Source organism: Pseudomonas sp. 1152_12 (genome assembly GCF_052850675.1).
Window position 1 is genome coordinate 45,090 of the sequence record NZ_VXCW01000007.1, and the last position, 18,379, is coordinate 63,468.

An 18,379-nucleotide genomic window follows, 5' to 3' on the forward strand; every position below is an offset into this window, starting at 1 on the left:
CTTAAGACGTCGCCAATTCAACGGGCTTACGAACATATTGTGGTACGCGACCAGGTATCAGTTCCTACAAACAAGTCACGGACAATCCCCATAAGTGTCATGATGTGTTGGGCTTCGAATAAAAAAGCGCCAGCCACATGAAAATCCTGCCAAGCGCGCAAAAAAAAAGGCCACCCGAAGGTGGCCTTTCAAAACTAAAGAAAGAGAGTTGTTACTTACACCGCCGCAACGGGACGCATGTAAGAGATCGGTGCGGTGCTGGCATCTTCGAAGGTCACGACTTCCCAAGCATCTGTCTGCTCAATCAACTTGCGCAGCAGCTGGTTGTTAAGGGCGTGGCCCGACTTGAAGCCTTTGAACTCGCCTATCAGGCTGTTGCCCAGCAGGTAGAGGTCACCGATTGCATCGAGGATCTTGTGCTTCACGAACTCGTCTTCGTAGCGAAGGCCGTCTTCGTTCAGTACACCATCCGCGTCGACCACAATGGCGTTTTCAACGCTACCGCCGAGTGCGAGGTTGTGCTTGCGCAGGTACTCGATGTCACTCATGAAACCAAAGGTACGGGCGCGGCTGACTTCTTTTACGAACGAAGTGCTGGAAAAATCCACGCTTGCACTTTGGGTGCGGTCACGGAATACCGGGTGATCGAAATCGATCTCAAAGCTCACTTTAAAGCCTTCAAACGGGACGAAGGTGGCGCGCTTGTCGCCGTCTTCTACTGTCACTTCCCGCAGAATGCGAATGAACTTCTTGGCTGCGTCCTGTTCTTCCAGGCCGGCAGATTGAATCAAGAATACGAAGGGTCCAGCGCTGCCATCCATGATTGGGACTTCGGACGCGGAGAGCTCGACGTAGGCGTTATCGATGCCCAGGCCAGCCATGGCCGAGAGCAAGTGCTCCACCGTGTCCACTTTGACGTCACCGTTGACCAATGTGGTCGACATAGTGGTTTCGCCAACGTTTTCCGCGCGAGCAGGAATCTGCACCACAGGGTCCAGGTCGGCACGAACAAACACGATGCCGGTGTCGACAGGTGCAGGTTTGAGAGTCAGGTATACCTTCTCCCCGGAGTGCAGACCTACACCTGTGGCACGGATAATATTCTTCAGGGTGCGTTGTTTAATCATGGCTTGGACCGCTTCAGCGCAAATTGCGAACTGGTATCAACAAAGGCTGGCGATAATAGCAGACCAGACCTTTGCTGAACACCAATCACCTTCATAGCCCTGATACATTCCATTAATCGGCCTGACGACGCAGGAATGCCGGGATGTCCAGGTAGTCCAGGTCATCTTGCGGATTCGGGCTACGGGACGCCGCAGCACCGGCCTGAGCCTGATTGCGCATCACGGTCGGACGGTCCAGGTCACGATAGTTCACAGACGGCAGTTCCTGGCGCGCAGGCGCTGGAGCGGCAGCTTGCTGGCTGGCGTGGCTGTTGTGGCCGGTGTGAACGGTATTGTCGATGACCTTTACAGGCTTCTCGATTTTTGCGCCCAGGCCGGTGGCAACCACGGTCACGTGCAGTTCATCGCGCATGTCCGGATCAATAACGGTACCGACTTTGACCATGGCGTGCTCGGAAGCGAAAGCTTCGATGATGCTACCCACGTCGGAGTACTCACCCAGGGACAGGTCAGGACCGGCGGTGATATTCACCAGGATGCCGCGTGCGCCTTGCAGGTTCACGTCTTCGAGCAACGGGTTGCGGATCGCCGCTTCAGTGGCTTCACGTGCACGGTTCGGACCGCTGGCGCAGCCAGTGCCCATCATTGCCATGCCCATTTCGCTCATCACGGTACGTACGTCGGCAAAGTCGACGTTGATCATGCCTGGGCGTTTGATGATGTCGGAGATACCGCGAACGGCACCGGCCAGTACGTCGTCAGCCTTGGCGAATGCGGACAGCAGGCTTGCGTCCTTGCCCAGGATGGTCAGCAGCTTCTCGTTGGGAATGGTGATCAACGAGTCGACGCTTTCAGACAGCAGACGGATACCTTCGTCGGCGATCTGCATACGCTTGCGACCTTCGAACGGGAACGGACGCGTCACGACAGCAACGGTCAGAATCCCCATTTCCTTGGCCACTTCGGCAATGATCGGGGCTGCACCGGTACCGGTGCCGCCGCCCATGCCGGTGGTGATGAACACCATGTTGGTGCCTTGCAGCACTTCAGCAATACGCTCGCGGTCTTCCAGCGCGGCTTGACGGCCGACTTCCGGGTTGGCGCCAGCGCCGAGGCCCTTGGTCACGGCTGTGCCCAATTGCAAGATGGTCCGCGCGCCGATGCTTTTCAGCGCCTGGGCATCAGTGTTGGCGCAGATGAATTCAACGCCTTCAATGTTGCTCTTGACCATGTGATTGACAGCGTTGCCGCCGCCACCGCCAACACCGATTACTTTGATAACCGGGCTTGCGGGGATGTTGTCTACGAGTTCGAACATGTTCCCTCTCCTTTCGTTTTCTCTAGTTTTTTCGCCTACTACTTACTGCGGTGTTGCGGTAAATCTTTAGAAATTGCCTTTTACCCAAGCCTGTAACCGCTCGAACAACGGCGCTTTGGCTTCATCGTCGCCGCCACGGTAGCTGTCACGAATACTCGGGCCCGACAGGGAAATGCCGTCGGTCTGCTTTTGCAGCCCGTACAACAGCAAGCCCACGCCGGTGGAATAAATCGGGTTGCGCACCACGTCGCCCAGACCTTTAACGCCATGGGGCACGCCCAGGCGGACCGGCATGTGGAAGATTTCCTCGGCCAGTTCGACCGCGCCTTCCATCTTCGAGGTGCCACCGGTCAGCACGATGCCGGCCGGGATCAAATCTTCGTAGCCGCTGCGACGCAGTTCGGCCTGGATCAGGGTGAACAGCTCGTCGTAACGCGGCTCGACCACTTCAGCCAGCGCCTGGCGCGACAGCTCACGCGGTGGGCGATCCCCCACGCTCGGCACCTTGATGGTTTCACCGGCACCCGCCAGCTTGGCCAGGGCACAGGCGTAGCGGATCTTGATTTCTTCGGCGTACTGGGTAGGTGTACGCAGCGCCATGGCGATGTCGTTGGTGACTTGGTCGCCAGCAATCGGGATCACGGCGGTGTGGCGGATCGCACCCTCGGTGAAGATCGCGATGTCGGTGGTGCCGCCGCCGATGTCCACCAGGCACACGCCCAGTTCTTTTTCGTCGTCAGTCAATACCGAGTAGGCCGAAGCCAACTGCTCGAGAATGATGTCGTCGATTTCCAGGCCGCAGCGGCGCACGCATTTTTCAATGTTTTGTGCAGCGTTGACGGCGCAGGTCACCACGTGAACCTTGGCTTCCAGACGTACGCCCGACATGCCTAGCGGCTCACGAACGCCTTCCTGGTTGTCGATCACGTAGTCCTGCGGCAGTGTGTGCAGCACACGCTGGTCGGCCGGAATCGCCACGGCCTGGGCAGCGTCGAGTACGCGCTCAAGGTCGGCCGCGCTGACTTCGCGGTCGCGAATCGCCACGATGCCGTGGGAGTTCAGGCTGCGAATGTGGTTGCCGGCTACGCCGACGAACGCCGAGTGAATCCGGCAACCGGCCATCAGCTGCGCTTCTTCGATGGCGCGCTGGATCGATTGCACGGTGGACTCGATGTTCACCACCACGCCCTTCTTCAGGCCCCGGGACGGATGCGTGCCGATACCGACGATTTCGATAACACCGTCTTCCCCGACCTCGCCGACCAGCGCCACCACTTTGGAGGTGCCGATATCGAGACCGACGATCATTTTGCCGCTTTGCACGTTTGCCATGGGTCCTGCCTCTTCTTAATTCTTCGCGACAGCGGGTTTGGCTGTCGTCGGCGCAGCCGGTTCACGCCAGCCGACGGCCAGGCCGTTGGCGTAACGCAGGTCGACGCTCGCAATGTTCGTAATCTGTTCTTTCAAGGTCTTGTCATAGATGGCAATAAAGCGGCGCATCTTTTCTACCAAGCGGTCGCGTCCCAGCAACAACTCGATACCGGGGCCGGAACTGCCTGCACCGGTGGTCAAAAACCAGCTGCCCCGCTCACGCAATTCCAGGCGTGCGATGGAGAAGCCCAGTGGCCGCAGCATCTGGCTCAAGGCCTGGTACTGCTGCATCACTTGCTGTTGCGCCCGCTGCGGCCCGAACAACTGCGGCAGGTGCTCGTAGTTGGCCAGTTCACGCGGGGTAAACGCCTGACCCTGGTTGTTCAACAGCGCGCCATCGCCCCAACGGGCCACGGGCAGTTGTTCTTCCAGGCGGATCGTCACTTGGTCCGGCCAGACGCGGCGGACTTCGGCGTGAGCGATCCACGGCATCTGTTCCAGCTCCCGGCGCATACCGGCCAGGTCGATGGTAAAGAAGCTCGCCGCCAGGTATGGGCTGATGCGCTGCTGCACCGCTTGCTGGCTGATGTAGCTCAAGTCGCCCTGCACGCTGATCTTGGCGATCGGCCGGTCGGCATACGGCAACAGGCGCTGAGCACCTTCGTAAGTACCGAAGCCCAACGCCACCAACAGCACCGGCCAGAACAGCGCTTTGATAAAACCAAAGTTGGCTTTCGGCAGGCGCGCCGACATCGGCTCTTTAGCCACCATCCGGCTGGCACCCCGTGGCACCGGCTTGCGGCCGGGTGCTTGTGGGGGCTGATGACGAAGCGATGCGCCGTTCATGTGCTTAGCCTCTTGGCTCAATGCTTGCGGCCAGGATCGCCAGCACCAACTGCTGGAAATCCAAACCGGCGGCACGGGCTGCCATAGGTACCAGGCTGTGATCGGTCATACCCGGAGCGGTGTTGACTTCCAGGAACCAGAAATTCCCTTGGTCATCCTGCATCACGTCTGCCCGCGCCCAACCGGCGATACCCAGCGCCTCACAGGCTTTCGCCGTGAGGTCCATCAATTCCTGTTCCTTGGTTGCGTCGAGGCCGCACGGGATCCGGTACTGAGTATCGGAAGCCACATACTTGGCGTCGTAGTCGTAAAAAGTGTGGGGCGTGCCCAATGCGATAGGCGGCAATACCTGGCCACGCAGGGTGGCGATGGTGTACTCGGGACCTTGGATCCACTGTTCCACCAACACTTGCGAATCGTAGGTACTTGCCGCTTTCCATGCGTCGATTAATTCGGCGGCCGAGTTCACTTTGGCCATGCCGATACTGGAGCCTTCATGGGCAGGTTTGACGATCAAAGGCAGGCCCAGTTCCTTGGCCGCAGAAATACAATCGTCTTCGCTGCACAACACGCTGTGACGCGGGGTTGGAATACCCAGGCTGTGCCACACCTGCTTGGTGCGCAACTTGTCCATCGCCAGTGCCGAAGCAAGGATGCCGCTGCCGGTATAAGGAATGCCAGCGCACTCCAGCAGACCTTGCATGCTGCCGTCTTCACCACCTCGGCCGTGCAAGATGATGAAGGCACGGTCGATCTTCTCAGCTTGCACGCGGGCGAGGAAATCATCGCCCACGTCGATACCGAACGCGTTCACGCCGGCGCTTTGCAGTGCTTCAAGTACAGCATTGCCGGACTTGAGCGAGACTGCACGCTCAGCACTCTTGCCGCCGAACAGCACGGCCACGCGGCCGAAGTCGGCAGGCGTGAAGGTGGAATGCAGGGCGTCGTAATTCGAGGTCATTGCGACTTCCCCTTCTGCGCAGCAAACAGCGGGCTGGCGAGCAACTTAGGCGCGAGACCGCCAATGTCACCGGCGCCCTGGCACAGCAGAATGTCACCGGCACGCAGAAGCGGTTTAACGATCGGCGCCAGGTCCACACCGCGCTCGATGTAGATCGGGTCCAACTGGCCACGCTGACGAATGCTGTTGCACAGTTTGCGGCTGTCGGCGCCCGGGATCGGCTCTTCACCGGCCGGGTAAACTTCCATCAGCAGCAGCACGTTGGCATCGGCCAATACATTAACGAAGTCGTCATACAGGTCGCGTGTGCGGCTGTAGCGGTGCGGCTGGTAAACCATCACCAGGCGGCGCTCCGGCCAGCCACCGCGTACGGCTTTGATCACCGCCGCAACTTCGGTCGGGTGGTGACCGTAATCGTCAACCAGCATGACGTCGCCGCCCTCTACCGGCAGTTGGCCGTAGACTTGGAAGCGCCGGCCAACACCGGCAAAGCGCGACAAGCCTTCAACAATGGCTTCATCGCTGACGCCCTCATCGGAGGCGATGCAGATGGTCGCCAGTGAGTTGAGCACGTTGTGATTGCCTGGCATGTTCACCGAAACATCCAACGGCTCACGGTCAGGGCGCAGCACAGTGAAGAAAGTTTGCATGCCTTCCTGACGCACATTGATCGCGCGCACGTCGGCGTCTTCGCTGAAGCCGTAGGTCACGGTCGGACGCTTAACCTGCGGCAGGATTTCACGCACCACCGGATCGTCCAGGCACACCACGGCCAACCCGTAGAACGGCAGGTTGTGCAGGAACTCGACGAAGGTTTTCTTCAATTTGTTGAAGTCACCGTCGTAGGTCGCCATGTGGTCTTCGTCGATGTTGGTGACTACCGCGACCATCGGTTGCAGGTGCAGGAAGCTCGCATCACTTTCATCGGCTTCGGCGATCAGGTAGCGGCTGGTGCCGAGCTGGGCATTGGTGCCCGCTGCATTCAGACGGCCACCGATGACAAACGTCGGGTCCAGGCCACCGGCGGCGAACACCGAGGCGATCAGGCTGGTGGTGGTGGTTTTGCCGTGCGTACCGGCGACGGCGATGCCGTGGCGATAGCGCATCAGCTCAGCGAGCATCTCGGCGCGTGGCACCACGGGAATACGACGCTCAAGGGCGGTGGCCACTTCCGGGTTGGAGGTGTTCACGGCACTGGAAACCACCAGTACATCAGCCTCGGCGGCGTTCTCGGCGCGGTGGCCGATAAAGATCTGCGCGCCAAAGGACTTCAAGCGGTCGGTGACCGGCGACTCTTTCAAGTCGGAGCCGGACACCTGGTAGCCCAAGTTCAGCAGTACTTCAGCAATCCCGCACATGCCCACGCCGCCGATACCGACGAAGTGGATGCGACGGATGCGGCGCATTTCCGGTTGCGGCATGGCTTTCTGATTCTCAACCATGGGCCACCTCCAGGCAGATATCGACCACGGTGCGGGTTGCGTCAGGTTTGGCCAGGCGGCTTGCGGTGCTCGCCATGCTGTTGAGTCGTTCCGGTTGCATCAAAACCTCGGTCAGGCGTGCGGCCAAATCGGCGGCGCCAGTCGTTCTTTGCGGCAGCAGGAAGGCAGCGCCCTCCCCGGCCAAATATTCGGCGTTGCGGGTCTGGTGATCGTCAATCGCGTGGGGCAAAGGCACCAGCAAGGACGGCAGACCGGCCGCAGCCAGTTCACTGACGGTCAACGCACCAGCGCGACAGACCACCAGGTCGGCCCAGCCATAGGCTTGGGCCATGTCTTTGATGAAGGGCTGTACATTCGCCTCGACCCCAGCCTCGCGATAGCGGGCTGCGGTCACTTCATCGTGATTCTTGCCGGCCTGGTGGAAGATCTCCGGGCGCAATTGCACAGGGAGTTGCGCCACGGCTTCCGGCAGCAATTTGTTCAGCGGCTCGGCGCCAAGGCTTCCGCCGAGGATCAGCAAATGCGCCTTGCGCCCGGCCAGCGCCGAGCGGGCAATGTCCATAAACAGCTCAGTACGCACCGGGTTGCCGGTGGTGCGGCGTTTGTCCGACATGCTGAAGGTATTCGGGAACGCTTCACACACTCGCGCAGCTAACGGCACCAGCAAGCGGTTTGCGGTACCAGCGACGGCGTTCTGTTCGTGCACGATCACCGGCACGCCCGCGAGCTTGGCCGCAACACCGCCAGGGCCGGTCACATAACCGCCAAAACCGAGCACACACACCGGCTTCAATTCACGAATGACTTTACGCGCCTGCCACACCGCCTTGAGCAACACAAACGGCGCCTTGAGCAGGGACAACTTGCCCTTGCCACGCAGGCCCGTGACGTTGATCAAATGCAGCGGCAAGCCGGCATTCGGCACCAGTTCGTTTTCGATGCCACGCGGCGTACCCAGCCAATGCACGTTGTAGCCACGGTTCTGGAATTCACGCGCGCAGGCCAGGGCCGGGAACACATGGCCCCCGGTGCCGCCCGCCATGATCAGCACGTTAGCGCCCATGGGTCGGCTCCTCGGCAAAATCGCTCTCGCTGAATTCCATCTCTTCGCTGCCCAGGTGGGTTCGACTCTCCCACTCGATGCGCAGCAATAACCCGAGGCACGCGCAGCAAATCACCAACGAACTGCCGCCATAACTGAGAAACGGCAAGGTCAGGCCCTTAGTCGGCAACAGACCGACGTTCACTCCAATATTGATCAGGAACTGGCCAATCCACAGGAATGACAAGCCATACGCCACATACGCGGCGAAATACTGTTTGGCCTTCTCGGCCCACAAGCCGATGTACATGCCGCGTACACACACGAACACGAACAGCGCGACGGTGCACAGTGAACCGACCACGCCGAGTTCTTCGGCGAGTACCGAGAACACGAAGTCGGTATGCGCTTCCGGCAGGTAGAACTGCTTCTGCACGCTGTTGCCCAGCCCCACACCCAGCCACTCGCCGCGACCGAAGGCGATCAGCGCCTGGGTCAACTGGTAGCCGGAACCGAACTGGTCGGCCCACGGGTCGGTAAAGGTAATCAGACGGGCCATCCGGTAAGGTTGCGCCTGCACCAGTACTGTCACGGCGGCCACGGCCAGCACCACCATCAAGGTGAAGCGGAACAAGCCAACACCGCCCAGAAATAGCATCGCCGCAGCCGCGCCCATCATCACGACGGTGGCACCGAAGTCGGGCTCCATCAGCAACAGACCAGCCATCGGCAGCAACACGATGAATGGCTTAAAGAAACCCATCCAGCTTTCGCGGACTTCTTTCTGGCGACGCACCAGGTAGCCGGCGAGGTAGATCACCACGAACACCTTGGCGATTTCCGACGGCTGCACGTTGAACGCACCGAAACCGATCCAACGCATCGAACCGTTCACCTCACGGCCGATGCCGGGGAGGATCACCATGATCAGCAAGCCGAACGCACCGATCAGCATCAGCCAACCCAGGCGCTGCCAAGTGGCAATCGGGATCATCATGGTGACGATGCACGCGCCGAGGCCGATCACCAGGTACACCAAGTGGCGGATCATCATGTACAGGGTGTTGCCCGACTGCACGGCAGCCACTTCGGAGGACGCCGACGTGATCATCACCAGGCCCAGACCGAGCAACGCGAGACAACCGGCCAGCATCGGGAAATCAAGGTCGATGCCACGGCCAGTGATGATCGGCGACGGGTACGGCTTGATGATATTTCTGAAATTCATGCCAAGGCCTCCACGGCGCGGGCGAACAGCTGGCCGCGCTCTTCGTAGTTCTTGAACATGTCGAAACTGGCGCAGGCTGGCGACAGCAGCACGGCATCACCCGGCTGGGCCAGGGCTTTGCATTGAGCGATGGCGTCGTCCAGGGACGTGGCACGTACTTGTGGCACGGCGTCACCGAGGGCGGCGGCGATCAAACCGCAATCCCGCCCCATCAACACCACGGCGCGGCAATGGGCAGCCACTGGAGCTTTGAGGTCTTTGAAGTCAGCACCTTTGCCATCGCCACCGGCGATCAGCACCAGCTTGCCGTCGATATCGGTGCCAAGACCTTCGATGGCAGCCAAGGCAGCCCCCACATTGGTGGCCTTGGAATCGTTGTAATAGCTGACGCCATTGAGGTCGCGGACCCACTGGCAGCGGTGCTCAAGGCCAGCGAAGGTGCGCAGGCTCGCGAGCATGGCATCGAACGGCAGGCCCACTGCGTGACCGAGTGCTAACGCCGCCAGGGCGTTGGACTGGTTATGCGCGCCACGGATTTTCAGTTCACGCACCGGCATCAGGTTCTGGAATTCGAAGGCCAGGTATTTCTCGCCGTTCTCTTCGCGAATGCCGAACGCCTTGAAGTCGGGTTTGCCGAGGCCGAAGGTCCAGCATGGCAGGCCCTCACCCATCAGCGGACGGCTCAGGGCATCCTGGCGATTGACCACCACTTGCCGGGCACCGCGGAAGATCCGGTGCTTGGCCAGGTGATACGCCGGCAGGCCGCTGTAGCGGTCCATGTGGTCTTCGCTGACATTCAACACGGTGGCGACTTCAGCGCCCAGATCGTGAGTGGTTTCGAGCTGGAAGCTCGAGAGTTCCATCACATAAAGCTCGACGTCATCGCTGAGCAGATCCAGCGCCGGCGTACCGAGGTTACCGCCCACGGCCACACGCTTGCCGGCCGCAACCGCCATCTCACCGACCAAGGTCGTCACGGTGCTTTTTGCGTTGGAGCCGCTGATGGCCACGATCGGCGCCTTGGCGTTACGTGCGAACAGGTCAATGTCGCCGGACAGCTTCACACCACGCGCCGCTGCCGCTTGCAGGGCCGGTGTCGAAACAGCCAGGCCGGGGCTCACGTAGAGCTCATCGGCGCGGCACAGAAACTCGACATCCAGCTCGCCACATCGCACTTCCACGTGCGGGTAGTCACGGCGCAGCGTGACCAGCTCCGGTGGATTTTCCCGCGTGTCGGCCACGGCAAACGACGTGCCCCGGTTCGCCAGGAAGCGAACCAGGGACATGCCGCTCTTGCCGAGGCCGACAACGATGCGGAAGTGGTCTGAAGCGATCAGGGACACTCGTTTCTACCTCAGTTTCAGGGTGGCAAGGCCGACCAGTACCAGAATCACGGTGATGATCCAGAAACGGACAATCACACGCGGTTCGGGCCAGCCCTTGAGTTCAAAGTGGTGGTGAATCGGCGCCATACGGAACACACGGCGCCCGGTCAATTTGAAGGAAGCCACCTGGATGACCACCGACAGGGTTTCCATCACGAACACACCGCCCATGATGAACAACACGATTTCCTGGCGAACGATCACGGCGATGGTGCCCAAGGCTGCGCCCAGCGCCAGTGCGCCGACGTCGCCCATGAAGACTTGTGCGGGGTAGGTGTTGAACCACAGGAACCCCAGGCCGGCGCCGATCAGCGCGCCGCAGAATACGATCAGCTCACCCGCGCCCGGTACATAAGGGATCAACAGGTACTCGGCAAATTTCACGTTACCCGACAGGTAGCAGAAGATACCCAGCGCACCACCAACCATCACCGTCGGCATAATCGCCAGGCCATCGAGGCCGTCGGTCAGGTTCACCGCGTTGCTGGAGCCGACGATCACGAAGTAGGTCAGCACCACGAAGCCAATGCCCAATGGAATGCTGGCGTCCTTGAGCATCGGAATGATCAAGGTGGTCTCGACCGCGCTCGGGGCGGTGGTGTAAAGGAAGATCGCGGCGGCAAGACCGAACACCGACTGCCAGAAATACTTCCAGCGGCTTGGCAGCCCTTTGGAGTTTTTCTCGATCACTTTGCGGTAGTCATCGACCCAGCCGATGGCGCCGAACAGCAGGGTCACCAGCAGCACCACCCACACGTAGCGGTTATGCAGGTCGGCCCACAGCAAGGTGCTGATGCCGATGGACGACAGGATCAGCGCGCCGCCCATGGTTGGGGTGCCGGATTTGGACAGGTGCGACTGCGGGCCGTCATTACGAACCGATTGACCAATTTGCAGGTTCTGCAGGGTGCGGATCATCCACGGTCCCAGGAACAGCGACAGAGACAGCGCAGTCAGCACACCCAGAATCCCGCGCAGGGTCAGGTACTGAAAGACCGCGAAGCCTTTGTGGAACTGTTGCAGATACTCAGCCAGCAGCAGCAGCATTAATGTTTCTCCGTACTTGAGCCACACAAGGCCGCGACGACGTTTTCCATCACCGCGCTGCGCGATCCCTTGATCAAAATGGTTGTGTGTTGGTCGTGTTCAGTCGCAAGCAATGCCTGGATCAACTCGGCCTGGGTTGCGAAATGCCGCGCGCCGAGGCCGAAGACGTCAACGGCATGAGCCATGTTCGGACCGACTGCGTAGAGCGCATCGACGTTACCTGTGGCGTAGGCACCGACTTCGCGATGGGACTGTTCGGCCCAGTCGCCCAGCTCGGCGATATCGCCCAGGACCAGTACCTTGCGACCGTCGAAGCTTTTAAGCAGGTCGATGGCGGCACAAATCGAGGACTGGTTAGCGTTGTAGGTGTCATCAATCACGCGCATGCCATTGGTCGCCAGTTGCGCAACCGTGCGGCCTTTGACCGGCTGCACAGCGCCCAGGCCGGTGGCGATGCCGAACAGCGACACGCCCAGGGCATGCGCGGCGGCGGCAGCGGCCAACGCGTTAGCGACGTTGTGGTTGCCGAGCAGGTTCAACTGCACGTGCTCGTCGCCTTGCGGGGTGTGCAGCGTGAAGGATGGGCAGCCACGCGCGTCGACGGTGATGTTCGACGCGTGGAAATCAGCCGTGGCGTTCAGCACGGCAAACGTCAGCACCTTGCGACCGGCGGCGCGTACACGCCAGGTCTCAAAGGCCTTGTCGTCGAGGTTCAATACCGCGGTGCCCGAGGCATCGAGGCCTTCAAGGATTTCACCTTTGGCTTCGACGATTTTCTCCGGGCCGCCGAACTCGCCTACGTGGGCGGTGCCGGCATTGTTGATAATCGCCACGTGAGGCTTGGTCAGCGCCACGGTGTAAGCAATTTCGCCGACGCGCGAAGCGCCCAGCTCGATTACCGCCGCCGTGTGTTCCGGGGCCAGTTCAAGCAGGGTCAACGGCGCACCGAAATCATTGTTCAGGTTGCCACGGGTGGCGAGCACCGGCCCGCGCGTGCGCAGCACGCCGGCAAGCAGTTCCTTGACCGTGGTTTTGCCGCTGGAGCCAGTGATGGCGGCAACGGGCTTATCAAATGCAGCGCGGTTCAGCGCGCCCAACAGCCCGAGGGCCAGGCGGGTATCGGCGACCAGCAATTGCGGCAGCGTCGAGTCCGTGACTTCACGCTGCACCAAGGCGCCCACGGCACCTTTGGCGGCTACTTCGTTCAGGTAGTCGTGCCCATCGAAACGCGGGCCGGCCAGTGCAATAAACAGTTGCCCCGGCTTGATGTTGCGACTGTCGATACTGACGCCGTTGAAACTGCAGTCGCTCGACACTACGCGGGCCGACAAGGCCTGGGTCAGCTCGCTGAACTTCATCGCCTTAAGCATGAGCGACCTCCCAGGCGGTCAGGGCGTGATCGGCCTCGACCAGATCGGAGAAAGCATGGCGCTCACCGTTGATTTCCTGATAGTCCTCGTGACCTTTACCGGCCAGCACCACTACGTCGTCAGCGCTGGCGCCGGCGATCAGTTGAGCGATGGCGGCACCACGACCGGCGACGAAAGTGGCCTTGGACGCGTCTTTGAAGCCAACACGGATGTCGTCGAAAATCTGGCTCGGCGCTTCGCTGCGTGGATTGTCGTCGGTAACGAGTACGCCATCGGCCAGGCGCTCGACGATCTCGGCCATCAACGGGCGCTTGCCGCGATCACGATCACCGCCACAGCCGAACAGGCACAGCAATTTGCCCTTAGCGTGTGGGCGCAGGGCTTCGAGGACTTTTTCCAGCGCGTCCGGGGTGTGGGCGTAATCGACCACCACCAGTGGCTGAGAGCCGCCACCCAAACGCTGCATACGGCCGGCCGGGCCTTCGAGCTTGGGCAGCACGCGCAGGATTTCGTCCAGGGCGTAATCCAGGCCAAGTAATGCGCCAACAGCCGCAAGCACGTTGCTCAGGTTGAAACGCCCGAGCAAGGTGCTGCGCAAGTGGTGCTCGCCCTGAGGCGTGACCAACGTAGCGAGCACGCCTTCGTCATTAAATTGGGCTTCACGGCAATACAGATACGCGCTGGAATCTTCCAGGCTGTAGGTGATCAGGCGTGCTTCGCTGTCTTGCGCAGCCAGTTGGCGGCCGAATGCGTCATCCAGGTTTACCACCCGGCACTTCAGGTCATTCCAGGCGAACAGCTTGGCCTTGGCGGCGGCGTACGCCTCCATGGTGCCGTGGTAGTCGAGGTGGTCGCGAGACAGGTTGGTCATCACCGCCACGTCAAACGCCAAGGCAGTCACACGGCCCTGGTCCAGACCGTGGGATGACACTTCCATGGCAACCGCCTTGGCACCGGCCTTTTTCAGGTCGGCCAGGGTCGCTTGCACGGCGATCGGGTTCGGCGTGGTGTGCAGGCCGCTTTGCAGCGCACCGTAAAAACCCGTGCCCAGGGTGCCGACAATGCCGCAATGCTGGCCCAGCAGGTCGAGTGCCTGCGCAACCAATTGGGTCACGCTGGTCTTGCCATTGGTGCCAGTCACACCGATCAGGTTCAACTGACGGCTCGGGTCACCATAAAAACGCCCGGCGATGTCCGACAGTTGCGCGGCCAGGCCCTTGACCGGAATCAAGGGCACGTCGGTGATCGGCAGCACGGTAGCGCCTTCCACTTCATAAGCCACGGCGGCCGCGCCTCGTTGCAGGGCATCGGCGATATGTGCACGGCCATCGAGCTTGCCGCCGGGCACCGCCAGGAACAGATCACCGGCGCGTACATTACGGCTGTCCAGGCTCAATTCACGAATCAGCAGATCGCGGCCGGCGTGGGCAAAAATCTTGTTCAGGCTAAGAGACATCAGCCGCGCCCTCCATTGGCTTTGACAGCTGCGGCCGGTGGTCCTGCGTTCGCTTGTTGAGTCGGCGGCAGGTTGTCCGGCGTGATATTCATCAGGCGCAGGGTGCCGGACATCACTTTGCTGAATACCGGTGCCGACACCAGGCCACCGAAGTAGCCGGCCTTGCTCGGTTCATCAATCACTACGACGATGGCGTAGCGCGGATCGCTCATCGGACCGAAGCCGGCGAACAGCGAGCGGTAAGAGTTTTCGGCGTAGCCCTTGGTGCCGACCGAGGTCTTACGTGCAGTACCCGACTTGCCCGCCACGTGATACGCCGGCACCTTGGCACGGAATACACCGCGCGGCGCTTCGATCACTTGTTGCAGCATGCCTTGCATGGTCTTGGCGACGCTTTCCGGGATCACCTGGGTGGCTTTGGGCGCTTCATCGATGTGGATAAGGCTCAGTGGAACCATGCGGCCATTATTGGCCAATACAGAGAAAGCATGGGCCAACTGGATCGCAGTCACCGACAGGCCGTAGCCATAGGAAAGTGTGGCGGTCTCGGCTTTTTTCCAATCGCGGTAGTTCGGCAGGTTGCCCACGCGCTCGCCAGGGAAATCGAGGCCGGTAGGCTGGCCCAAGCCGATTTTTTGCGCCAGGTGGTAAATGGTTTCGCCGCCGATATCGAACGCGACTTTACTCATGCCCACGTTACTGGAGTTGATCAGGATACCTGTCAAATCCAGCACCGGACCTTCGCTGCGGGACACGTCGCGAATGGTGTATTTGCCCAACTGCAGGGTGCCCGGGTAAACCTCGACTTTGTCGCTTGGTTTCCAGCGCCCGGTCTCAAGGGCGGCACTCATGGAGATGGCTTTCATGGTCGAACCGGGCTCGAACACGTCGATCATCGCGCGGTTACGCATCATCGCCGGCTGCAAGTTGCGTCGGTTGTTCGGGTTATAGGTCGGCTGGTTGACCATGGCCAGGATCTCGCCGGTCTTCACGTCCATGATCACCAGGCTGCCGGCCTTGGCACCGTTTTCAATGATCGCGTTACGCAACTCGCGGTTGGCCAGGTATTGCAGGCGCAGGTCAATCGACAACGCCAAGGGCTTACCGGCCTTGGCGTTTTTGGTGACCTGGACATCCTTGATCAGCCTGCCACGCCGATCCTTGATGACCTGCCGCTTGCCGGGAACCCCGGCCAGCCATTCATCGTAGGCCAGCTCCACGCCTTCGCGGCCGTGGTCATCGATGTCGGTAAAGCCGACCATATGCGCGGTGGTTTCACCGGCCGGGTAGAAACGACGAAACTCCTCGATGCCGTAGACACCGGGGACTTTAAGGTCGAGCACTTGCTGGCCTTGTTCAGGGGTGAGCCCGCGAACCAGGTAGATGAATTCTTTATTGGCCTGGGCTTCCAGGCGTTCAGACAAGGCTTTGGGATCCTGGCCCAGGGCGGCCGCCAGTTCCGGCCACTTGTCCTTGGCCACCTGCAATTCTTTGGCGTTAGCCCACAGCGTGGTGACCGGCGTACTCACAGCCAGAGGCTCACCGTTACGGTCGGTGATCAGGCCGCGGTGTGCAGGAATCGGGATATGCCGCAGGCTGCGGGCGTTGCCCTCGCCGATCAGGAAGTCGCGGTCGATCACTTGCAGGTCGATAATCCGCCAGACAATCGCGCCCACCATCAATGCCAGCAAGCCCAGCATCAGACGGAAGCGCCATGGGTAGAGTGCGCCCTCAAGTTTAATCATGGCGCCACCATGCGAACGTCGGCCGCGCTAGGGATGTGCATTTTCAACTGCTCAGTCGCCAGCACTTCGATGCGGCTATGCGCAGTCCAAGTGCTTTGTTCCAGGATTAACCGCCCCCATTCCGCCTGCGCTTTATCCCGCACGCTCAACTCCCCGTACAGGGTATTGAGCAATTGGCGGTTGTAGTGGGCGCTATAGGACACCGCAATTGCGGACACCAGCACGCCGACAAACAGCAGCAACATAAAGAAGCTGCCGCCCGGGAGGGGTTTGGCGAAAAGCTTGCTCACCGCAGTTTCTCCGCGACGCGCATGACGGCGCTACGGGAACGTGGGTTGGCCTTGAGTTCGGCCTCGGAGGCGAACTGCGCTTTGCCATGGATCTTGATTTTCGGCACGAAGGCTTCGAAACGTACCGGCAGGTTGCGCGGCAGGTTATCGGACTCTCCCTTGACCAGACGACGCATGAACAATTTGACGATGCGATCTTCCAGGGAGTGGAAGCTGATCACCACCAGGCGACCGCCCACTTCCAGCGCTTCAAGGGCAGCCTCGAGGCCAGCCTCCAAGTCGCCCAATTCGTTATTGACGTGAATGCGCAAGCCCTGAAATGCGCGAGTTGCCGGGTTCTTACCTTTTTCCCACGCCGGGTTGGCGACTTTCAGCACTTCGGCCAAGTCGGCGGTGCGCTCGAACGGCTGGATTTCGCGGCGCTCGACCACGGCACGGGCCATGCGACCGGCGAAGCGTTCTTCGCCGTATTCCTTGAACACACGGGCAATTTCTTCATGAGGTGCGGTGGCGATGAACTGCGCAGCGCTGACACCACGAGTGGGGTCCATGCGCATGTCGAGTGGGCCGTCGTTCATGAAGCTGAAGCCGCGCTCAGGGTCATCAAGCTGCGGCGAAGACACGCCGAGGTCGAGCAAAACCCCGGCCACCTTGCCTGCCATGCCGCGCTCGGCGACTTCGGCACCCAGCTCGGCAAAGCTGCGCTGCACAACGACAAAGCGGCCGTCTTCGGCCGCTAGCGCTTGCCCGGTGGCAATCGCTTGGGGGTCTTTGTCGAACCCGAGGAGTTTACCGTCGGGCCCGAGCTGGCTAAGTATCAACCGACTGTGCCCGCCCCTGCCGAAGGTGCCATCCAAATAGCAGCCATCCGCGCGTACGGCGAGAGCCTCAACGGCTTCGTCAAGCAGTACGGTGATGTGGTTAAAGCCGCTATCAATAGTCACAGGATCAAATCACGCAGTTCATCAGGCATGGCGCCCGGTTGTTGAATAGCAGCCAGGTCAGCTGCAGAAACAGCATCCCAGGCATCTTCGTCCCACAATTGGAACTTGTTCAGTTGGCCGACCAGCATTGCGCGCTTGTCCAGCTTGGCGTACTCGCGCAAACGCGGGGGCACCAGGAAACGCCCACTGCCATCGAGTTCAAGGTCGACGGCATTACCAATCAGCAAACGCTGCAGGCGGCGGTTTTCTTCACGCAATGAAGGCAGAGCGCGCAACTTGGTTTCGATCAACTCCCACTCATCGAGCGGGTAAACACATAAACAAGGGTCAACGGCATCAATCGTGATGATTAATTGCCCGGAACTTCGCGAAATCAGCTCGTCACGATACCGGCTCGGCATGGCGAGACGGCCTTTTGCATCGAGACTGATAGCGTTAGCTCCGCGAAACACAGATGCGTTTCTCCAAATTTTAGCGTTTTACGTTCAAAAAACCCACTTTGTGCCACTTTCCGCCACTTGCGCACACTATAGGAATGCGCCCACCACACCGTCAAGGCACGGATTCAAGGAAAAGCCTTACAGAACGGAGATTTAGGAGCGCAAAAGGAGGAGAAACGCGAGTTCGGGGATGTTTTTGACTCAACAATCGCAAATAGCTCAGAGAGCTATGGCTTAAAGTTAAAGTAATTTATTAAGAGTAAGATTTTTTTGGTATTACGAAGACGCATCTGCCAATGATTTGGCAGGGAGGGATTCTTGCGTTACTACCGGGTTTCTGCCCGAGATTCGGACAAAAGGAAAAAAG

At 60.2% G+C, this 18,379-nt stretch carries 16 protein-coding genes; all 16 read right to left on the reverse strand.

Annotation, left to right across the window (positions count from 1 at the left end):
- Nucleotides 1-215: 215 nt before the first annotated feature.
- The 16 genes from lpxC to mraZ all read right to left on the reverse strand — a co-directional run bounded on the left by lpxC (nucleotide 216) and on the right by mraZ (nucleotide 18,024).
- The gene (gene lpxC, locus FW764_RS14610; protein WP_003171886.1) at nucleotides 216-1,127 is read right to left on the reverse strand and encodes a UDP-3-O-acyl-N-acetylglucosamine deacetylase; all 912 of its coding nucleotides are present in this window, start codon (nucleotides 1,125-1,127) and stop codon (nucleotides 216-218) included.
- 112 nt (nucleotides 1,128-1,239) lie between these two features.
- Nucleotides 1,240-2,445, reverse strand: a complete 1,206-nt coding sequence (gene ftsZ / locus FW764_RS14615; protein WP_017138180.1) for a cell division protein FtsZ — start codon at nucleotides 2,443-2,445, stop codon at nucleotides 1,240-1,242.
- 66 nt (nucleotides 2,446-2,511) lie between these two features.
- Nucleotides 2,512-3,777 carry a cell division protein FtsA gene (ftsA, locus tag FW764_RS14620; protein WP_446434530.1) on the reverse strand — a complete coding sequence of 422 codons (1,266 nt, stop codon included), beginning with the start codon at nucleotides 3,775-3,777 and terminating at the stop codon, nucleotides 2,512-2,514.
- Between the two features lie 15 nt (nucleotides 3,778-3,792).
- The gene (locus tag FW764_RS14625) at nucleotides 3,793-4,662 is read right to left on the reverse strand and encodes a cell division protein FtsQ/DivIB (protein WP_446434531.1); all 870 of its coding nucleotides are present in this window, start codon (nucleotides 4,660-4,662) and stop codon (nucleotides 3,793-3,795) included.
- A 4-nt stretch (nucleotides 4,663-4,666) separates the two neighbouring features.
- Nucleotides 4,667-5,623: a D-alanine--D-alanine ligase gene (locus FW764_RS14630; protein WP_446434532.1), complete on the reverse strand. Its 957-nt coding sequence runs from the start codon at nucleotides 5,621-5,623 to the stop codon at nucleotides 4,667-4,669.
- Nucleotides 5,620-7,065 (reverse strand): UDP-N-acetylmuramate--L-alanine ligase, encoded by a 1,446-nt coding sequence (gene murC, locus FW764_RS14635; RefSeq protein ID WP_446434533.1) that lies wholly within the window; start codon nucleotides 7,063-7,065, stop codon nucleotides 5,620-5,622. Before murC ends, FW764_RS14630 begins: the two co-directional genes overlap by 4 nt.
- Nucleotides 7,058-8,128 (reverse strand): undecaprenyldiphospho-muramoylpentapeptide beta-N-acetylglucosaminyltransferase, encoded by a 1,071-nt coding sequence (murG, locus tag FW764_RS14640; protein ID WP_446434534.1) that lies wholly within the window; start codon nucleotides 8,126-8,128, stop codon nucleotides 7,058-7,060. The genes murC and murG overlap by 8 nt, the downstream gene beginning before the upstream one ends.
- Nucleotides 8,118-9,335, reverse strand: coding sequence for a putative lipid II flippase FtsW (gene ftsW / locus FW764_RS14645; protein WP_083360078.1), 1,218 nt, complete (start codon nucleotides 9,333-9,335; stop codon nucleotides 8,118-8,120). The genes murG and ftsW overlap by 11 nt, the downstream gene beginning before the upstream one ends.
- The gene (murD, locus tag FW764_RS14650; RefSeq protein ID WP_446434535.1) at nucleotides 9,332-10,678 is read right to left on the reverse strand and encodes a UDP-N-acetylmuramoyl-L-alanine--D-glutamate ligase; all 1,347 of its coding nucleotides are present in this window, start codon (nucleotides 10,676-10,678) and stop codon (nucleotides 9,332-9,334) included. The genes ftsW and murD overlap by 4 nt, the downstream gene beginning before the upstream one ends.
- Nucleotides 10,679-10,684: 6 nt before the next feature.
- A complete protein-coding gene (mraY, locus tag FW764_RS14655; protein WP_003171875.1) occupies nucleotides 10,685-11,767 on the reverse strand; it encodes a phospho-N-acetylmuramoyl-pentapeptide-transferase in 1,083 nt (360 codons plus the stop codon).
- Complete coding sequence (locus tag FW764_RS14660; protein ID WP_446434536.1) at nucleotides 11,767-13,137, reverse strand: UDP-N-acetylmuramoyl-tripeptide--D-alanyl-D-alanine ligase; 1,371 nt, start codon at nucleotides 13,135-13,137, stop codon at nucleotides 11,767-11,769. Before FW764_RS14660 ends, mraY begins: the two co-directional genes overlap by 1 nt.
- Entirely contained in the window at nucleotides 13,130-14,593 is a 1,464-nt protein-coding gene (locus FW764_RS14665) for a UDP-N-acetylmuramoyl-L-alanyl-D-glutamate--2,6-diaminopimelate ligase (RefSeq protein ID WP_446434537.1), read from the reverse strand. The genes FW764_RS14660 and FW764_RS14665 overlap by 8 nt, the downstream gene beginning before the upstream one ends.
- Nucleotides 14,593-16,338 (reverse strand): peptidoglycan D,D-transpeptidase FtsI family protein, encoded by a 1,746-nt coding sequence (locus FW764_RS14670; protein ID WP_446434538.1) that lies wholly within the window; start codon nucleotides 16,336-16,338, stop codon nucleotides 14,593-14,595. Before FW764_RS14670 ends, FW764_RS14665 begins: the two co-directional genes overlap by 1 nt.
- Nucleotides 16,335-16,628, reverse strand: coding sequence for a cell division protein FtsL (ftsL, locus tag FW764_RS14675; RefSeq protein WP_058414273.1), 294 nt, complete (start codon nucleotides 16,626-16,628; stop codon nucleotides 16,335-16,337). The genes FW764_RS14670 and ftsL overlap by 4 nt, the downstream gene beginning before the upstream one ends.
- Nucleotides 16,625-17,572, reverse strand: a complete 948-nt coding sequence (gene rsmH, locus FW764_RS14680) for a 16S rRNA (cytosine(1402)-N(4))-methyltransferase RsmH (RefSeq protein WP_446434539.1) — start codon at nucleotides 17,570-17,572, stop codon at nucleotides 16,625-16,627. Before rsmH ends, ftsL begins: the two co-directional genes overlap by 4 nt.
- Nucleotides 17,569-18,024, reverse strand: coding sequence for a division/cell wall cluster transcriptional repressor MraZ (gene mraZ, locus FW764_RS14685; protein WP_003171868.1), 456 nt, complete (start codon nucleotides 18,022-18,024; stop codon nucleotides 17,569-17,571). The genes rsmH and mraZ overlap by 4 nt, the downstream gene beginning before the upstream one ends.
- Nucleotides 18,025-18,379: the final 355 nt, after the last annotated feature.

What these genes read in the sequence shown, in the direction of transcription:
- lpxC (WP_003171886.1), bottom strand. Translation starts at nt 1,127, where the DNA reads ATGATTAAACAACGCACCCTGAAGAATATTATCCGTGCCACAGGTGTA.
- ftsZ (WP_017138180.1), bottom strand. Translation starts at nt 2,445, where the DNA reads ATGTTCGAACTCGTAGACAACATCCCCGCAAGCCCGGTTATCAAAGTA.
- ftsA (WP_446434530.1), bottom strand. Translation starts at nt 3,777, where the DNA reads ATGGCAAACGTGCAAAGCGGCAAAATGATCGTCGGTCTCGATATCGGC.
- FW764_RS14625 (WP_446434531.1), bottom strand. Translation starts at nt 4,662, where the DNA reads ATGAACGGCGCATCGCTTCGTCATCAGCCCCCACAAGCACCCGGCCGC.
- FW764_RS14630 (WP_446434532.1), bottom strand. Translation starts at nt 5,623, where the DNA reads ATGACCTCGAATTACGACGCCCTGCATTCCACCTTCACGCCTGCCGAC.
- murC (WP_446434533.1), bottom strand. Translation starts at nt 7,065, where the DNA reads ATGGTTGAGAATCAGAAAGCCATGCCGCAACCGGAAATGCGCCGCATC.
- murG (WP_446434534.1), bottom strand. Translation starts at nt 8,128, where the DNA reads ATGGGCGCTAACGTGCTGATCATGGCGGGCGGCACCGGGGGCCATGTG.
- ftsW (WP_083360078.1), bottom strand. Translation starts at nt 9,335, where the DNA reads ATGAATTTCAGAAATATCATCAAGCCGTACCCGTCGCCGATCATCACT.
- mraY (WP_003171875.1), bottom strand. Translation starts at nt 11,767, where the DNA reads ATGCTGCTGCTGCTGGCTGAGTATCTGCAACAGTTCCACAAAGGCTTC.
- FW764_RS14660 (WP_446434536.1), bottom strand. Translation starts at nt 13,137, where the DNA reads ATGCTTAAGGCGATGAAGTTCAGCGAGCTGACCCAGGCCTTGTCGGCC.
- FW764_RS14665 (WP_446434537.1), bottom strand. Translation starts at nt 14,593, where the DNA reads ATGTCTCTTAGCCTGAACAAGATTTTTGCCCACGCCGGCCGCGATCTG.
- FW764_RS14670 (WP_446434538.1), bottom strand. Translation starts at nt 16,338, where the DNA reads ATGATTAAACTTGAGGGCGCACTCTACCCATGGCGCTTCCGTCTGATG.